At 72.1% G+C, this 16232-nt stretch carries 14 protein-coding genes and 1 tRNA gene; 6 read left to right on the forward strand and 9 right to left on the reverse strand.

Going from position 1 to position 16232, the window contains the following annotated elements:
- Nucleotides 1-14: 14 nt before the first annotated feature.
- The 3 genes from Q0818_RS06855 to Q0818_RS06865 form a co-directional block, all read right to left on the reverse strand.
- Complete coding sequence (locus Q0818_RS06855; RefSeq protein ID WP_298872974.1) at nucleotides 15-962, reverse strand: hypothetical protein; 948 nt, start codon at nucleotides 960-962, stop codon at nucleotides 15-17.
- Nucleotides 963-1073: 111 nt separating this feature from the next.
- Nucleotides 1074-2099 carry a tRNA (adenine-N1)-methyltransferase gene (locus Q0818_RS06860; RefSeq protein ID WP_298872975.1) on the reverse strand — a complete coding sequence of 342 codons (1026 nt, stop codon included), beginning with the start codon at nucleotides 2097-2099 and terminating at the stop codon, nucleotides 1074-1076.
- Nucleotides 2096-2794, reverse strand: a complete 699-nt coding sequence (locus tag Q0818_RS06865) for an HAD family phosphatase (protein ID WP_298872976.1) — start codon at nucleotides 2792-2794, stop codon at nucleotides 2096-2098. Before Q0818_RS06865 ends, Q0818_RS06860 begins: the two co-directional genes overlap by 4 nt.
- Before the next feature lie 119 nt (nucleotides 2795-2913).
- Between Q0818_RS06865 and Q0818_RS06870 the strand changes: the two genes are divergently transcribed.
- Nucleotides 2914-3780 (forward strand): PAC2 family protein, encoded by an 867-nt coding sequence (locus Q0818_RS06870; protein WP_298872977.1) that lies wholly within the window; start codon nucleotides 2914-2916, stop codon nucleotides 3778-3780.
- Nucleotides 3781-3991: 211 nt separating this feature from the next.
- Here the strand turns inward: Q0818_RS06870 and Q0818_RS06875 are convergent, their stop codons facing one another.
- The gene (locus Q0818_RS06875; protein ID WP_298872978.1) at nucleotides 3992-4840 is read right to left on the reverse strand and encodes an undecaprenyl-diphosphate phosphatase; all 849 of its coding nucleotides are present in this window, start codon (nucleotides 4838-4840) and stop codon (nucleotides 3992-3994) included.
- 8 nt (nucleotides 4841-4848) lie between these two features.
- Entirely contained in the window at nucleotides 4849-6150 is a 1302-nt protein-coding gene (locus Q0818_RS06880; RefSeq protein ID WP_298872980.1) for a M20/M25/M40 family metallo-hydrolase, read from the reverse strand.
- A 173-nt stretch (nucleotides 6151-6323) separates the two neighbouring features.
- Between Q0818_RS06880 and Q0818_RS06885 the strand changes: the two genes are divergently transcribed.
- Together Q0818_RS06885 and Q0818_RS06890 are read left to right on the forward strand one after the other, a co-directional pair.
- Nucleotides 6324-6408, forward strand: a tRNA-Leu gene (locus Q0818_RS06885).
- 246 nt (nucleotides 6409-6654) lie between these two features.
- Nucleotides 6655-7701: a 2-oxoglutarate and iron-dependent oxygenase domain-containing protein gene (locus Q0818_RS06890; RefSeq protein ID WP_298872981.1), complete on the forward strand. Its 1047-nt coding sequence runs from the start codon at nucleotides 6655-6657 to the stop codon at nucleotides 7699-7701.
- Between the two features lie 61 nt (nucleotides 7702-7762).
- Here the strand turns inward: Q0818_RS06890 and Q0818_RS06895 are convergent, their stop codons facing one another.
- Both Q0818_RS06895 and Q0818_RS06900 read right to left on the reverse strand, forming a co-directional pair.
- Nucleotides 7763-8842, reverse strand: coding sequence for a VIT1/CCC1 family protein (locus Q0818_RS06895; protein WP_298872982.1), 1080 nt, complete (start codon nucleotides 8840-8842; stop codon nucleotides 7763-7765).
- Nucleotides 8843-9166: 324 nt separating this feature from the next.
- Nucleotides 9167-11002 carry a DEAD/DEAH box helicase gene (locus Q0818_RS06900; RefSeq protein ID WP_298873158.1) on the reverse strand — a complete coding sequence of 612 codons (1836 nt, stop codon included), beginning with the start codon at nucleotides 11000-11002 and terminating at the stop codon, nucleotides 9167-9169.
- Nucleotides 11003-11746: 744 nt separating this feature from the next.
- On the opposite strand from Q0818_RS06900, the gene Q0818_RS06905 reads away from it, so the two are divergent.
- Complete coding sequence (locus tag Q0818_RS06905) at nucleotides 11747-12607, forward strand: SGNH/GDSL hydrolase family protein (RefSeq protein WP_298872983.1); 861 nt, start codon at nucleotides 11747-11749, stop codon at nucleotides 12605-12607.
- A gap of 87 nt (nucleotides 12608-12694) precedes the next feature.
- Here Q0818_RS06905 and Q0818_RS06910 read toward each other — a convergent pair whose 3' ends face one another.
- A complete protein-coding gene (locus Q0818_RS06910) occupies nucleotides 12695-13504 on the reverse strand; it encodes an RNA methyltransferase (protein WP_298872984.1) in 810 nt (269 codons plus the stop codon).
- A 194-nt stretch (nucleotides 13505-13698) separates the two neighbouring features.
- Here Q0818_RS06910 and Q0818_RS06915 point away from each other — a divergent pair, with 194 nt between their 5' ends.
- Both Q0818_RS06915 and Q0818_RS06920 read left to right on the forward strand, forming a co-directional pair.
- A complete protein-coding gene (locus tag Q0818_RS06915; protein WP_298872986.1) occupies nucleotides 13699-14547 on the forward strand; it encodes a Sir2 family NAD-dependent protein deacetylase in 849 nt (282 codons plus the stop codon).
- Nucleotides 14548-14632: 85 nt separating this feature from the next.
- On the forward strand, nucleotides 14633-15220 hold the full coding sequence (locus Q0818_RS06920; RefSeq protein ID WP_298872988.1) for a histidine phosphatase family protein: 588 nt from the start codon (nucleotides 14633-14635) through the stop codon (nucleotides 15218-15220).
- 158 nt (nucleotides 15221-15378) lie between these two features.
- Here the strand turns inward: Q0818_RS06920 and Q0818_RS06925 are convergent, their stop codons facing one another.
- Nucleotides 15379-16212 carry a CoA ester lyase gene (locus Q0818_RS06925; RefSeq protein ID WP_298872990.1) on the reverse strand — a complete coding sequence of 278 codons (834 nt, stop codon included), beginning with the start codon at nucleotides 16210-16212 and terminating at the stop codon, nucleotides 15379-15381.
- Between the last annotated feature and the right edge of the window lie 20 nt (nucleotides 16213-16232).

A 16232-nucleotide genomic window follows, 5' to 3' on the forward strand; every position in this document is an offset into this window, starting at 1 on the left:
GCGAGGGGTCGGACTCAGCCGATGGTGCCGAGGATGTCGACGACGTAGACCAGCGCGGTGTTCGCCGGAGCCTGCAGCGCCTGCTGGTCCGCCTGCGTCTGGTCGGCGGGCACGACGACGAGGATCTGCGAGCCGACCGGCTGTCCTTCGAGCGCCGAGGCGAGGGCCGGGGGCAGGGCGGAGACCGTCGCCTGCCCGGGGGCACCGTTCTTCCACGTGGAGGCGAAGGTGGTCTTCGCGCCCCATGCGACGCCCTGGACGTGGATGATCGCCGACGAGTCGGCGGTCAGCACGTCGCCGTCGCCCTTCTTGATGACCTGCGAACGGACCTCGGTCGGGGCGTCGCCGGCGGGGATCACGACGCCGGGCTGCCCGTCGGGTGCGCGCACGACGGAGGGCATGCCGGAATCGGCGTTGTACTGGTCGGCCCCGTCGGCGGCGGGCAGGAACACCTTGCGCACGTCGAAGACGAAGACGGCACCGTCGCCCTCGGTGACGCCGAGGGCCTTCGCCCCGTCGGCGCCGAGGTCGGAGCCCGGGATGGCCACGGCCACGCGCGAACCCTCGGCCACGCAGGTCATCAGCGGAGCGATCGACGGCACGGCCTGGGTGAGACGCGGCAGCGGCGTCGCGGTCGAGAGGTCGGAGTCGTACTTCGTGGCGACGAGCTGCTCGCCGGTCGCCGCGTCGAGCACCGTGACGTCGACGAGCGCGAGCTGCTTGTCGCTGGTGATGCGCTGCCCGTCGCCGGCGATCAGCGTGTCGGTGCCGGCCTCTTCCGGGAGGAAGGGCGAGCGCACCGTGACGGTGGGCGCCGAGCCGAGGTCGCCGCTCGCCTCGACGACCGACGCGATGCCGGCGTCGGTGGGGGTCGGGCACGACGAGGCGGCGGATGCCGAGCACCCGACGAGGCCGATTCCGGCCAGAGCGGTCACGGCAACGAGAGCGGGAAGTCTGCGCACCGGAACAGTTTAGGTGCTCCCGCGGCTCTCACCCGCCGCCCCACCTGGGGGGCTCGCCCCGCATGCGCCGTCTCGACCGGCGGCGGACGAGACTCTCGCCCCGCGGGCGCGCTACTCCCCCGCCGGGGTCTCCTCGACCACCGCGGCCGCGCCCGCGACCGACTGGCGGACGCCCTCGGCCGACTTCTGCGCCTCGCGCACGCGTTTGCGCAGGTTCTTGTCGGTGATCTCGCGATCGCCCACGGCGCCCGGCGTCCACAGCTCCACGTCCTCGTCGCCGTAGCTCGACTTCGACGCGCGGCGCTTCACCTCGGGCGGGATCGCGCCCGGAGCGAGGCGGCGCGCCGTGATGAGGAAGCCCGTATGCGCGACCATGCGGTGGTCGGGGCGCACCGCGAGTCCCTCGACGTGCCAGCCGCGGACCATCGTCTCGCTGGCATCCGGTTCGGTGAACAGGCCCGTCGCGCGGATGTACTCCGCGACGCGGCTGAGCTGCGTGGCCGTGGCGATGTAGCAGAGCACCACGCCGCCGGGGGTGAGGGCGTCGGCGACGGCGTCGATGCACTCCCAGGGCGCGAGCATGTCGAGCACGACGCGGTCGACGGATGCCGGAGCCACGGCATCCGGGAGGCTCTCGACGAGGTCGCCGACGACGACCTCCCAGGTCGCCGGGTGCTCGCCGTGGAAGGTCTCGACGTTGGCGCGGGCCACGTCGGCGAACTCCTCGCGCCGCTCGAACGACAGCAGGCGGCCGGCCGGGCCGATCGCGCGCAGCAGCCACAGCGACAGGGCGCCCGAGCCGACGCCGGCCTCCACGACCGTGGCGCCGGGGAACACGTCGGCCTGGGCGAGGATCTGCGCGGCGTCCTTCGGGTAGACGATCGCCGCTCCCCGCGGCATCGACATGACGAAGTCGCGCAGCAGGGGGCGCACGGCCAGGTAGTCGTGGCCGGAGCTGTTGGTGACGACGCTGCCGTCGGGCTGGCCGACCAGGAGGGAGTGCTTCAGCACGCCGTTGTGGGTGTGCAGCTCGCCCGCCTCGCGCAGGGTGATCGTGTGCATGCGGCCCTTGGGTCCCGTCAGCTGCACGCGGTCGCCGATGCGGAAGGGTCCGCTCAGGTGGGGGGTCTCGCTCATCGGTTCGCTCGCGTTTCGGAGGGGCGGGTCGGGGTGTGCGCGCCGTGGAGGGCGCGGAGATCGGTGGCGGTGCGGCCCTCGAGGCTCGGCCAGAGGCTGTGCGCTCCGACGTCGTCGAGCGGCACCATCAGGGGCACGCCGAGCGCGACCGCACCGCTGGCGATCGCCGATCGCAAGCCGTTGGGGCTGTCTTCGATCGCGACGGTGGAGCGGATGTCGACGCCCAGGGCCTCGGCCGCCTGCAGGTATGGGTCGGGGTGGGGCTTCGGTCGCTCGACGTCGTCGCCGGCGACGACCACGTCGAAGGCGGGGAAGTCGATCAGGTCGGCGATCGAGAGCGCCATGCGCCGCATCGACATCGTCACCAGCCCGGTCTTGATCCCGTGCGCCTTGAGGTCGGCGAGCAGTTCGCGAGCGCCCGGACGGAACGGGATGCCCGTGCTCGCGAGCTGGCGCAGCACCTCGTCGGTCAGGTGAGCGATGATCTCGTCGACGCCCCACGGCACCCCCGCGTTCTGCAGCAGGCGCGCCGAGTCCTCGAGCGCGAGACCCACCATGCCCAGGGCCTGCTCGTGCGACCAGGTGCCCCCGAAGCGCTCGACCAGCGGCACCTCGGCAGCCATCCAGTAGGGCTCGGTGTCGACCAGGGTGCCGTCCATGTCCCAGAGGACCGCAGCGAGGGCGGAAGAAGTCATCGTTCCATCTTATGGAAGGCGCGGCTCCTCCCCCGCGCCCGGGGGGATGGCGGGTCCGACCGCCCGCGCACGGGTGCGCCTATCCTGGAACGAAGCCCCGACGGGGCAGAGGAGGTTGCGTGGACGCACTGGGTCGCCGGATCATCGTGGCCGCTTTCGACGGCTGGAACGACGCCGGAGTAGCCGCGTCCGCGGCCGCGGCGCTTCTGCGCGCCGACGCGGAGTACGAGGTCGTGCACACGGTCGACCCCGAGCTGTACTTCGACTATCAGTACACGCGCCCCCAGATCGGCCTGGATGCCGAGGGGCGGCGGACGCTCACCTGGCCCGAGGCGAAGCTGCTGCGTCCGACCGAGCGGTCGGGCGATGCGGAGATCTGGCTGCTGGTGGGCGTGGAGCCCGCGCGCGCCTGGCAGGCGTTCGCGGCGGAGTTCATCGATGTCGCCCTGCGCGAGGACGTCACCGGTTTCGTCGCGCTCGGCTCGATGATGTCCGACGTGCCGCACACGCGGCCGATCTCGGTCTTCGCCGGCAGCGACAACGACGGCGTGCGGCAGTCGCTCGGGCTCGAGCGGAGCCTGTACGAGGGCCCCGTCGGCATCCTGAGCGCCATCGGTCACGCGTCGGAGCAGGTCGGCATCCCGACGGCGAGCCTGTGGGCCAGCGTCCCGCACTACGTCGCGGGGCACACCCCCTCGCCCAAGGCCACGCTCGCGCTCCTCGAGAAGCTCGAGGCGATCACCGGGATCACGGTTCCGCGTGGCGATCTCGAAGCCGAGTCGCGCCAGTGGGAGGCATCGATCGACGCTGCCGCGGCCGACGACGAGGAGATGAGTGACTACATCCGTCAGCTCGAGCAGACCCGCGACACGTGGGACTCGCCCGAGGCCTCGGGGGATGCCATCGCCCAGGAGTTCGAGCGGTACCTGCGCCGCGGGGGCGAGGGTCCCACCAAGCCCGGTCGCGACGACCCGCCGCGTCGCTAGGCGGCGCCGGCCGGCGCGTGCGGTCGGTCGGAAGGCGGCTAGGCCCGCCGAACTCACCCGTCGCCCGGACACGACGACGGCACCGGTCCCTTCGACAGGCTCAGGGACCTCCCATCCCACGCGAGACGGCTGAACCCGACGAAGACACCGGACGTCCGGACACGACGACGGCACCGCCCCGCTCGGGACGGCGCCGTCGTGGCATCCGGGATCAGCTGGTCATGACCGTCGACACCGCGGGGATGACTCCGGTCAGCAGCAGGACGATGATCAGCAGGCCCAGCGCGATGCGGTAGATCACGAACGGCAGGAAGCTGCCGCGCTTGAGGTACTGCATGAGGAACGCGATGACGAGGTAGCCCACGACGAACGCGATGACGGTCGCGATGGCCGTCTCGCCGAGGGTGTAGGGGCCGGTGCCCTCGTCGAAGCTCTTGTACAGCTCGAACAGACCGCTCGCGAAGACCGCGGGCACGGCCAGCAGGAACGAGTACTCGGCGGCGGCGGTTCGCTTGTACCCGAGGGCGCGGCCGAGCGTGGTGGTCGCCCCCGAGCGCGAGACGCCCGGCACGAGCGCGAGCGCCTGGGCGAAACCGTAGGCGATGCCGTGCGGGTACGTCAGGTCGTCGAGGTCGCGACGGCGCTTGCCGTAGTGGTCGGCGAGACCCAGCAGGATGCCGAAGACGATGAGCACCACCGCGGTGATCCAGAGACTCCGGAAGTTATCGCGGATGAGGCTCTGCAGCAGAACGCCGAGCAGCGCGATGGGGATCGTGCCGATGATGACCAGCCAGCCCATGCGGGCGTCGGGGTCGTTGCGCGGCACCTTGCCGCTGAGCGAGAGGAACCACCGCGAGATGACACGGCCGATCTTCTTGCGGAAGTAGATCAGCACGGCCAGCTCCGTGCCGATCTGCGTGATCGCGGTGAACGTCGCGCCCGGGTCGGTCTGCGAGGGGAGGAACTCCCCCACGATGCGCAGGTGGGCGCTGGAGGAGATGGGGAGGAACTCGGTCAGGCCCTGGACGAGCCCGAGGATGATGACCTCGAAGATATGCATGCGGTCCTTCAGTACGTCCGGAGGAGGTCGGCGAGAACACGTCGACCGAACTCGAGCGCGTCGACGGGGACGCGCTCGTCGACACCGTGGAACATCCCGGTGAAGTCGAGACCGGCGGGAAGTCGCAACGGTGCGAATCCATAGCCGGAGATTCCGAGGGTCGACAGCGCCTTGTTGTCGGTGCCGCCTCCCATGAGGTACGGCACGACGGGCACGCCGGGGTCGTGACGGCCGAGCTGCGCGACCATGGCGTCGACCAGGCCGCCTGAGAAGGGCACCTCGAGACCGATGTCCTGGTGCACGATCTCGATCTCGACGCCGTCGCCGACGATGCGACGGATGTCGTCGAGGGCGGCCTGCTCCGTGCCGGGCAGCACGCGCACGTCGATGAGCGCCTCCGCGCGGTCGGGGATGACGTTGTGCTTGTACCCGGCGGTCAGGCCCGTGGGATTGGTCGTCGTGCGCAGCGTGGACCGGATGAAGCTGGATGCCGCGCCCGTGCGCTTCGCGAGAGTGTCGGGATCGCCCGCGTCGTCACCCGTGATGTCGGCGAGGCCCGCCAGGAGCGCACGCGTGGTGTCGGTGAGTCGGACGGGCCATTCGGTGCGACCGAGGGCCGCGACGGCCTCGGCGAGTCGGGTGACGGCGTTGTCGGCGTGCAGACCGCTGCCGTGTCCGGCCCGCCCGCGGGCGACGAGCTTGATCCAGATGAGGGCCTTCTCCCCGACCTGCAGCAGGTAGGCGCGGCGGTCGCCGACGGCGATCGAGTAGCCGCCCACCTCGCTGATGGCCTCGGTGGCGCCGGCGAACCACTCGGGGCGGTCCTTCACGACGCGCGCCGAGCCCTCGACGCCGCCGTTCTCCTCGTCGGCGAAGAACGTCACGATCACGTCGCGCTCGGGCTGCTCCCCCGCGCGCAGCAGATCGGCGACGGAGGTCAGGATCATGGCATCCATGTCCTTCATGTCGACCGCTCCGCGGCCCCACAGGATGCCGTCGCGGATCTCTCCCGCGAAGGGATCGACGCTCCAGTCCTCGGCGACGGCGGGCACCACGTCGAGGTGTCCGTGCAGGATCAGTGCCGGCTTGTCGCGGTCGCGACCCGGCACGCGGGCGCAGACGTTGGTGCGGCGCTCGACGGGCTCGTAGTACTCCGTGTCGAGCCCGAGGCCCTCGAGGTAGGCCCCGACGTACTCGGCCGCCTCGCGCTCGCCGTTCGCGCGCCCTCCGCCGTAGTTCGAGGTGTCGAAGCGGATGAGATCGGATGCGATGCGGGCGACCTCGGGGACGTCGGTTTCGAGCTCGGGCATGCGCACTACGGTACCGGCGGCCGGGGCGCTCCCCCGACGCACGCCGTCACAAGAGGGGCGCGGCGCGCGAGGGTGGCCGAGTGGGGACGCGCCCGGGCGTCGCCGTCGGTTAGAGGCGGGGCCCGGGGCATGGTAATGTCGTTCCTCGTTGCGAAAGTGACAAACACCCAGATGCGCGGGTGGCGGAATAGGTAGACGCGCTAGCTTGAGGTGCTAGTGCCCGTATAGGGCGTGGGGGTTCAAGTCCCCCCTCGCGCACACATGAGAAAGACCCCCGGGTTCATCCCCGGGGGTCTTTCTCGTTGCTGCGGGAGCGGGAGGGCTTGCAACCCATGCGGGGTCGAACCCGCGCCGCCGACGGTTCCGCCCGCGCGGGCGATCTCCCGATCCGTCCGGGGTCGGGTCGGCACCGCCGGAGGCTCCGCGAACCGTGACGCCGCAGAAACACCGGTGTGACATGGCGCGCTTAGCGTCGAGGCGTTCCCCCGGCAGATCGGATCACGCATGGCTCGCTTCCACGTCCCCACCATCGACATCTCGGCGTGGGTGGGTCCCGGCTCGCCGGACGCGCGTGCGGCGGTCGTCGCGGCCGTCGACCACGCGTGTCGCACGGTGGGGTTCATGCAGATCGTGGGGCATGGCATCCCGAACGTGGTCATCGACGACCTGCAGCAGGGCCTGGACGACTTCTTCGCGCTGCCCCTGGAGGCGAAGAAGAAGTACGTGCGCCCCGGCGGGGAGAACCGCGGATACAGCCCGCCGAAGAGCGAGTCGCTCAGCTACAGCCTGGGAGTCGACCCGGTCACACGCATGAACGACTTCTTCGAGGCGTTCAACGTGGGGACGTCGTGGCGCGAGTATCCGGGCACGACGGCGACCGCCGAGGACTACGCCGAGAACACCTGGCCCGACGACACCGCCGGCTTCGAACCCGCCGTCACGACCTACTACGACGAGGCGCGTCGGGTGGCGCAGACCCTCACCCGCATCTTCGCCGCGGCCCTACGGGTGCCGGACGACTTCTTCGGCGACGTCACCGACCACTCGATCGACGTGCTGCGCATGAACAACTACGCCCTGCCGCCGGGCTCGATCGAGCTCGGGGCGGGGCTGACGGGCATGGGAGAGCACACCGACTTCGGGCTCGTGACCGTGCTGTGGGCGGATCGGGTCGCGGGGCTGCAGGTGCTGGGGCTCGACGGGTCGTGGAACGACGTCTCGCCGGCCGAGGGCGCCCTGCTGGTGAATCTCGGAGATGTGGCCGCCCGATTGACGAACGACAAGTGGCTGTCGACCCTGCACCGGGTGAAGCCCCCGGTGATCGACGGCACGATCGAGCGGCGCCGGTCCGCGGCGTTCTTCCACGACGGCAACGCGGATGCCGTGATCGCCCCGCTCCCGGGATTCGTCTCGGCCGACTCGCCGGCGCTGTACGAGCCGGTCACGGTGCGCGAGCACATCACCGCGAAGCTCGCCGGTTCGCGCGCCGGCCGGAAGAACGTCGGTGCGGTGCGCGAGGCCGCACGGGTGGCCGCGGCCGAGCGGGGCTGACCCGGGGTCCGGCGCGGGCCCGACGCCTGCGCTGAGGCGCGGCGCGTCGGGCCCGCGGGGATCAGGCCGCCGAGACCCCGAACAGCAGACCCAGCACGTAGGTCACCGCGGCCGCGCCGAAGCCGATCGCGAGCTGGCGCAGACCGCGCTTGAGCGGCGAGGCGCCCGAGAGCAGACCGACCATCGCTCCGGTGGCGATCAGCGCGATGCCGACGAGGCCGAGAGCGAGCGCCACGGCGCCGAAGCCGCTTATGCCGAAGATCCACGGCAGCACGGGGATGATCGCGCCCGAGGCGAAGAACAGGAAGCTCGACAGCGCCGCGCCCCACGCGCTGCCCACGACCTCGTGCGACGACTCCCCCGGTGCCGCGGCGACCGGGGCGCTGCCGGCCTGGGCGGCGGTGACGACCTCGCGTGCCTTGTCGAGGGCGGCGTCGGGGTCCATCCCGCGCGTGCGGTACACGAGGGCGAGCTCGTTGGCATCCAGGTCGAGGTGGGGAAGGGCGGAGTCGGCGAAGTCGCTCTCCTCGGTGGCCTCGAGCAGCTCGCGCTGCGAGCGGACCGAGACGAACTCGCCGGCGCCCATCGACAGCGCGCCCGCGAGCAGGCCCGCGATGCCGCTGAACAGCACGAAGCTGGGCGCCACGCCGGTGGCGCCCACACCCATCACGAGGGCGAGGTTGGAGACGAGGCCGTCGTTCGCGCCGAAGACGGCGGCGCGGAAGGTTCCGGACAGGCGACGACGGCCGCGGGCGGCGAGGCCGCGCACGACCTCGTGGTGCACGCGCTCGTCGGCGGCCATCGCGGCGGTGGCGTAGGGCTCGTCGGCGTAGGGCGAGCGGGCCTCGGCGTTCTGCGCGAGGGCGAGGACGAAGATCGAGCCGAAGCGGCGGGCCATCCACGCCAGCAGGCGCGTGCCGATCCCGGGCGCGGGCAGCCGCTTGGGCGTCTCGCCCAGCAGGTCGATCCAGTGCTGCTCGTGCCGGCCCTCGGCCTCGGCGAGCTCGAGCAGGATGTCGCGTTCCTCACCCGTTCGACGGGAGGCGAGCTCGCGGTACACGCGGGCCTCGGCGCGTTCGTCGACGAGGTAGCGCGCCCATCGACGGCGATCGCGGGCGGTGGGTGTGGCGGAGGTCGTCACGGGGGCTCCTTCGGGTCGTCCCCACCGTAGTGAGGGGGAATCCCTCCCCCGGGCGCGTCGGTCGATACTGCCAGCATTTCGGGGCTCCGAAGCCCGGAAAGACGCGGATCCCGCGGGCGGGATGCCAGTGTTTCGGTGGCGCGAAAGTGCCGGGTTCCGCTTCACCGGTCCGCGGCGTCGGGACGTCCGGTTCGAGAAGTGCACGCGACGGCGGAGCACGTCGATGCGCGTCCACGGCTCGCGGCGTCGAGGCGTCCGGTTCTAGGAGTACACGCGACGGCGGGGCACGCCGATGACGGCTCCCCGGCATCCGGTCGTCCGGTTCTAGGAGTGCACGCGACGACGGAGCACGTCGATGCGCGCCTGCAGCTGCGCGACGGTGGCGTGCGAGACGGCGGGACCACCGCACAGGCGTCGGAGCTCGGCGTGGACCAGACCGTGCGGCTCACCGGTCTGGCGGGCGTACAGCCCGACCATCGTGTTGAGAAGCTGGCGCTGTTCCTTGAGCGTGCGGTGCAGGGGCCCGGGCAGCCCGCCCTCGTCGACCGACGGCGGCTCGACCCCGCTCTCCTTCTCGCTCGCCTCGCGCGTCGAACGGTGCCGCGACTGCCGCGTGGCCCGCGACATGAGCACCTCGTGCACCTGCTCGGGCTCGAGAAGACCCGGGATGCCGAGGAACTCCTCCTCCTCGATCGTCCCGGGCACCGCGAGCTGACCGAACTCCTGTCCGTCGAACAGCACCCGATCGAAGTGGGCGAGGGACCCCAGCGCCTGGTACTCGAACTCCTGCTCGAGCGCGTCGGACGCCTTGTCCTCGCGCTCGGCGGCATCCATCATGTCTTCTTCGGCGTTCCACTGGTCTTCCGCGTCGCTGTCGCGGTCGAGGGCGTGGTCGCGCTGCGCCTCCATCTCGCCGGCGAGGGCGAGCAGCTGCGGGACGTTGGGCAGGAACACGCTCGCGGTCTCACCGCGACGACGTGCGCGCACGAAACGCCCGATGGCCTGGGCGAAGAACAGCGGGGTCGAGGCGCTCGTGGCGTAGACACCGACGGCGAGGCGCGGCACGTCGACACCTTCCGACACCATGCGCACGGCGACCATCCACCGGGTCGTGCCCTTCGAGAACGTCTCGATGCGGCCCGAGGCCTCGGCCTCGTCGGAGAGGACGACGGTGACCTTCTCGCCGCTGATGTCTTCGAGGATGGCGGCGTATGCGCGCGCGGCGGTCTGGTCGGTCGCGATGACCAGGCCTCCGGCATCCGGGACCGTCTCGCGCACCTCCGTGAGGCGGCGATCGGCCGAGCGCAGCACGGCGGGGATCCAGTCGCCGTTTGGGTCGAGCGCGGTGCGCCAGGCCTGCGAGGTGATGTCCTTGGTGTTGTCCTGGCCGAGCTGGGCCTCCATCTCCTCGCCCGCCTTGGTGCGCCAGCGCATCTGACCGGCGTAGACGAGGAAGAAGACGGGGCGCACGACGCCGTCGTCGAGGGCGCGGCGGTAGCCGTAGGCGTAGTCGGTGCGCGAGAGGCGGATGCCCTTGGAGTTGGGGTGGTACTCCACGAACGGGATGGGCGCGGTGTCACTGCGGAAGGGCGTTCCCGACAGCAGCAGGCGGCGAGTCGCTCGACTGTAGGCCTCGCGGAGGGCGTCGCCCCAGCTGAGCGCGTCGCCGCCGTGGTGCACCTCGTCGAGGATGACCAGGGTCCGCGCATCCATCGTCAGGCGCTGGTGCACCTCGGCCTTGACCGCGACCTGGGCGTAGGTGACCGCGACGCCGTGATACTGCCGCGAGGGCGTGGCGTGACGGTTGGAGAAGAACGGATCGAGCCGGATGCCGACTCGCGCGGCCGCCTCGGCCCACTGGGTCTTGAGGTGCTCGGTGGGGGCCACGACCACGATGCGGTCGACTACGCGGCGGCGCATGAGCTCGGACGCGAGGCGGAGCGCGAACGTCGTCTTGCCGGCGCCGGGGGTCGCGGCGGCGAGGAAGTCGCGGGGGCCCTTGCCGATGCCGTCGGGTCCGTCGGAGCCGAAGTACTGATCGAGCGCCTCGGCCTGCCAGGCGCGCAGGCGCTGCGCGGTGCCCCACGGCGCGCGCTGCGGGAACGACGGCGAGAGGTGCTCGGCGGCGAAGGAGCCGAAGTGCGGCTCGGTGCCGTCCACCGCGCCGTCGAACGCCGGGTCGGGCGTCGCCCCCGGGGCGGGGTCGTCGGCGACGGGTGCGGAGGCGTGGGACGGATCGATCGGGGCGGATGCCGAGGGGGCGGGTTCGGGGAGCGCGTCGGAGGGCGGGGCGACGGGGGTGTGTGCCGCGGGGCCGGGACCGGCGACAGGACCGGGGCTCGCGACAGGGCCAGGGCTCGCCACCGGGCCGGGGCTCGCGACAGCGCCGGGACTCGCGACAGGGCTGGGACTCGCCACCGGGCCGGGACTCGCCACCCGGCCGGGACTCGCCACCGGACCAGGGCTCGCCACCGGACCAGGGCTCGCGACCGGGCCGGGACTCGCGATGCGGGGCGCGGTCTCCGCATCCGTCTGCCGGAGGTTCGGGGTGCGGGCTTCTTCTTCCAGCATCGAACCTCCATCCCTCGCGAGCGCGAACATCAACGATAGGCGACCTCGGGGTGCGACATGCCCGGACTGGGGACGGTTCCCCCGCATCACCGGCGATAAACGCGATTCATGCGGAGAAACGCGGGTACGCGGCGTTCATCGGCACGAATGGCGTTTATCCGACGGCCGAGGCGGAAAGAGCCGCGAGCGGCTCTGCTGACGACCGCGCCGCCGCGCCGGCGCGCGCCTTCGCGCCCCACCCGCCGGCACGTTCCGGCCGGTCGAGCGTGCGTCGCCCGGCATCCCACCTTGCCGTGTCGGAAGCCGGGGGTACCGTGGAGGACGGAGGTTTCGATGACTCTCGATCCGCACTCGCCCCGCACCTCGCCCACGCCCGACAACGCCGGTCCCCACCCGTGGCGCCGCTTCGTCGCCCTGGGGGACTCGTTCACCGAGGGCATCGGCGACCCGTTGCCCGACGGCGGTCATCGCGGCTGGGCCGACCGCGTCGCCGAGGTGCTCGGTGCGCAGGTCGACGACTTCGCCTACGCCAACCTCGCCGTGCGCGGCAAGCTCATCGCGCAGATCGTCGCCGACCAGATCGAGCCCGCCCTGGCGCTCAAGCCCGACCTCATCACGATCTCGGCCGGCGGCAACGACGTCATCCGCCCGGGCAGCGACCCCGACGCGGTCTCGCGGCAGTTCGAAGACGCTATCGCGCGACTGCGCAGCGGAGGGGCCACCGTCGTGGTCTTCACGGCGATCGACACCGAGTTCACGCCGGTGTTCCGCAACATCCGGGGAAAGGTCGCGATCTACAACGAGAACATCCGCTCGATCGCCGACCGCTACGACTGCGTCGTCGCCGACCAGTGGGGGCTGAAAGAGGTGCAGGACATGCGCTTCTTCGACGACGACCGGCTGCACTACAACTCCCTGGGTCATCACGAGGTCGCCCGCATGGTGCTGCGCGCCCTGAACGTCCCCAACGACCTCGAACCGATGCAGGCCGAGACCCAGGCGATCACGACCTGGCGCGCCGCCCGCGAGAAGGACTTCGTGTGGGCGCGCGAGTACCTCGTGCCGTGGGTGCTGCGGCGCCTCCGGCATCAGTCGTCGGGCGATCACATCCAGCCGAAACGTCCGGAGCCGCTCCCCGTCGTCACCCTCGCCCCGGGCCAGGATGCCGCGGGCTCCCGCGAGACGCAGGTCTGAGGCCGGGGCTCGACTCGTCCGCGCACGCGAGGGTGAATTCGACGATTCGCTCGGGTGAACCTCGCGTCTGTCCCCGCCTCCCCCGCCTCAGCCCCGTCGGCCGCGCCCGAGTTCCCACAGCGCCACCGCGCTCGCCGCTGCGACGTTGAGCGAGTCCACTCCCCCGGCCATCGGGATCGTCACGACGGTGTCGGCCGCGGCGAGCGCTCCGCGGCTGAGGCCGTCGCCCTCCGCGCCGAGCAGCAGGGCGACGCGCTCGTGTCCCGCGGCCGAGAAGGCGTCGAGCGTGAGGGCGTCGTCCGACAGGGCGAGAGCGGCCAGGTGGAAGCCGGCGTCGTGCAGGAGGGGCGTGGCATCCGTCCATTCGGGAAGCCGCGTCCACGGCACCTGGAACACCGTGCCCATGCTCACCCGTACGCTCCGGCGGTAGAGGGGATCGGCGCAGCGCGGGGTCACGAGCACGGCGTCGGCGCCGAGGGCCGCGGCCGAACGGAACGCTGCGCCGATGTTGGTGTGATCGACGATGTCTTCGAGCACGACGACCAGCCGTGCGTCGCGTACGACGTCGGCGACGGATGCCAGGGCCGGGCGATGCATGGAGGCCAGGAGCCCCCGGTGCACGGTGTACCCCGTGACCCGCTCGGCGATCTCGGCGGGGACGACGTAGACCTCGGCGTCGTCCCCCACGAGGGCGAGGGCGTCGGCGAGGAACTTCTCCTGCACGAGCACGGACCGCGGGCGGTGTCCCGCGCGCAGGGCCCGGTCGAGCACCTTCGACGATTCCGCGATGTACAGCCCGCCCGCGGGCTCGGTCACCCGGCGCAGAGAGACGTCGGTGAGGTCGCGGTAGTCGGCGAGGCGCGGGTCATCGGCGGAGTCGAGCGGGATCACGGGCATCGTCCCATCGTGCCAGCCCCACGTCGGCGCGCGCCCCGAGCCTCCGGCGCGCGCACCGGACGTCCCGGCCATCGGGCCGCCGGCCATCCCGTCGGGGTTTCTCGGGCGCTCACCCGTCGGGCCCCCGCCCGCCCCACCGCGCGCGGGCCGGGGCGTCGGCGCCCCGCCGTAGGATCGATACGACGGAGGTGCGCATGACCGACACGACGGAGGATGCCGGGTTCTCGGCATCCATCGATCGGGCCGTCGAGGTGCTCGCCGGCCGCCGTGTGGCGGTGCTGACCGGTGCCGGGGTCTCCACCGATTCGGGCATCCCCGACTACCGCGGCAAGGGTGCACCCACGCGGACGCCGATGACGGCGCAGCAGTTCCTGGCGAGCGCCGAGGCGCGCCGGCGATACTGGGTGGGCAGTCATCTCGGCTGGAAGGTGTTCGCGGCGGCCGAGCCCAACGGCGGTCACCGCGCCCTCGCGGCGCTCGAGGCCGCCGGGGTGGCCAACGGCGTCGTGACGCAGAACGTCGACGGCCTGCACGTGCGGGCCGGCAGCGGCCGGGTGGTGGAGCTGCACGGCACGATGCGCCGGGTGGGCTGCCTGCACTGCGGGCAGGTGTTCGACCGGCGCGACCTGGCCGAGCGCGTCGAGGCCGACAACCCGTGGATCAGCCTGCCCGAGAACGTCGAGCTCGGACCCGACGGCGACGTCACCCCGGCGTCGGCCGACGGGTTCGTCGTGCCGGTGTGCTCGGTGTGCGGGGGCACGCTCAAGCCCGACGTCGTCTTCTTCGGCGAGTACATCCCCGTCGAGAGGTTCCGCGAGGCCGAGCAGCTCGTGCACACCAGCGAGGCGCTCGTGGTCGCGGGGTCGTCGCTCGTGGTGAACAGCGGCATCCGTCTCGTCGAGCGGGCACGGCGGAAACGCCTGCCGGTGGTCATCGTGAATCGCGGGGAGACCCGCGCCGATCAGCGCGCGAGCGTGAAGATCGACGGCAGCACGACCGACGTGCTGCGGGCGTTCGCCGAGCGGTTGCCCGGACTGCTCTGACGCGGAGGCCGCGCGGGGAGACCTGCCGTGCGTCGGCCACGGGATCACGGAACCCTCGCCGTGCGCCGCCGGTTAGGCTCGAACGGTGACGATCCTGACTCTTGTGCGACACGGTGAGACGGCCTGGAACTTCGGGGGCCGCATCCAGGGCTCGACCGACATCCCCCTCAACGACACGGGCCGCATCCAGGCGCAGGGCATCGCCGAGACCCTCGCGGCCGAATACGCCGGACGTGAGGTCGTCGTGGTCTCGAGCGACCTGTCGCGCGCGGCCGAGACGGCGGATGTGATCGCCGCCGCCCTGGGAACCACCGTCAGCCGACGGATGCCGGGACTGCAGGAACGCTCCTACGGCGACGCCGAGGGAATGGACGCCCCGACCTTCTATGACACCTACGGTCCGTGGCACGCGGCCGACGTGCCCGGCGCCGAGGCGTGGCCGGTGGTGCGAGAGCGCGCTCTCGCCGCGATCGCCGAGGTCATCGCCGAGACCCCCGACGACGTCGACGTGATCGCGGTCGCGCACGGCGCACTGATCCGCGAGGTCATCATGCACGCCACCGACGGGGAGTTCCCTCGCGAGGGCGAGCGTCTGCCGAACTGCTCGGCGACGACGTTCCGCCTCGACGGCGACGCCTGGGAGATGCTCGCGTACGCGGGGGTCGCGGGCTAGATCCGCGATCGCGGGAACACGGTGGCTTCGACAGGCTCAGCCACCTCCCCCGGACCCCAGGTCCCTGAGCCCGTCGAAGGGACCGGAACCCCCGGCGGCTTCGACAGGCCCGGCCACCTCGCGTCGCACCGCTCGACGACCTCGCGCGGGAGCTCGGCTCAGCCGGCCCGCGCGACCAGCGAGCGCGCGTGCCGCAGGATCGGCTCGTCGATCATGCGCCCCTCGAAGCGGAACGCGCCGCCCTCGGCCTCGGCGAGCACGCCGTGCGCCCACCGCAGCTGTTCGGCCGTGGGCGCGTACGCCGCCCGGATCGTCTCCACCTGACCCGGGTGGATGCACGCGGTGGCCGCGAACCCCGAGGCCGCGGCATCCTGGGCTTCGGCGGAGAGACCCTCGAGGTCGCCGATGTCGACGTGGACGGCGTCGATCGCGCGTTTGCCGAAGGCCCCCGCGGCCAGCAGCACGCGCGCACGCGCGAGGCGGGCGACGTCGCGGTAGGTGGCGTCGGCGAACCGGCTGGAGGTGCCGCCGAGGCTGGCGACGAGGTCTTCGGCGCCCCACATGAGCGCGACGACCTGGGGCACGGCGGCGAGCTGCTCCGCCTGCACGACCCCGCGGGCGGTCTCGCAGAGCGCGATGACGTCGTACCCCTCGAGAGGGGCGAGGGATGCCGGGTCCTCAGCCTTGGCGACCATCACGGTGCGGACGCGGGTGTGCGCCAGCGCCGCGAGATCGCGGGCGAAGTGCTCGGTCTCGGGCCCGTTGACCCGCACGATGACGCGATCGGGATCGGGGTCGGCCGCGATCATCGCCTCGCGGGCGACGGTCTTGGCGTGCCCGGCCACGGCGTCCTCGAGGTCGAGGATCGCGGCATCCGCCCGGTCAAGGGCCTTCGACAGTCGCTCGGGACGATCACCGGGGACGAACAGCAGCGCCGGCCCCAGCGCGAACGGACGCGTGCCGGCGCGCGAGTCGGGGTGCGCGCCGCTCACGCGCGTCGACCCTCGACCGG

The sequence above is a fragment of the uncultured Microbacterium sp. genome, from assembly GCF_947489255.1.
Taxonomy (GTDB): Bacteria; Actinomycetota; Actinomycetes; order Actinomycetales; family Microbacteriaceae; genus Microbacterium; species Microbacterium phycohabitans.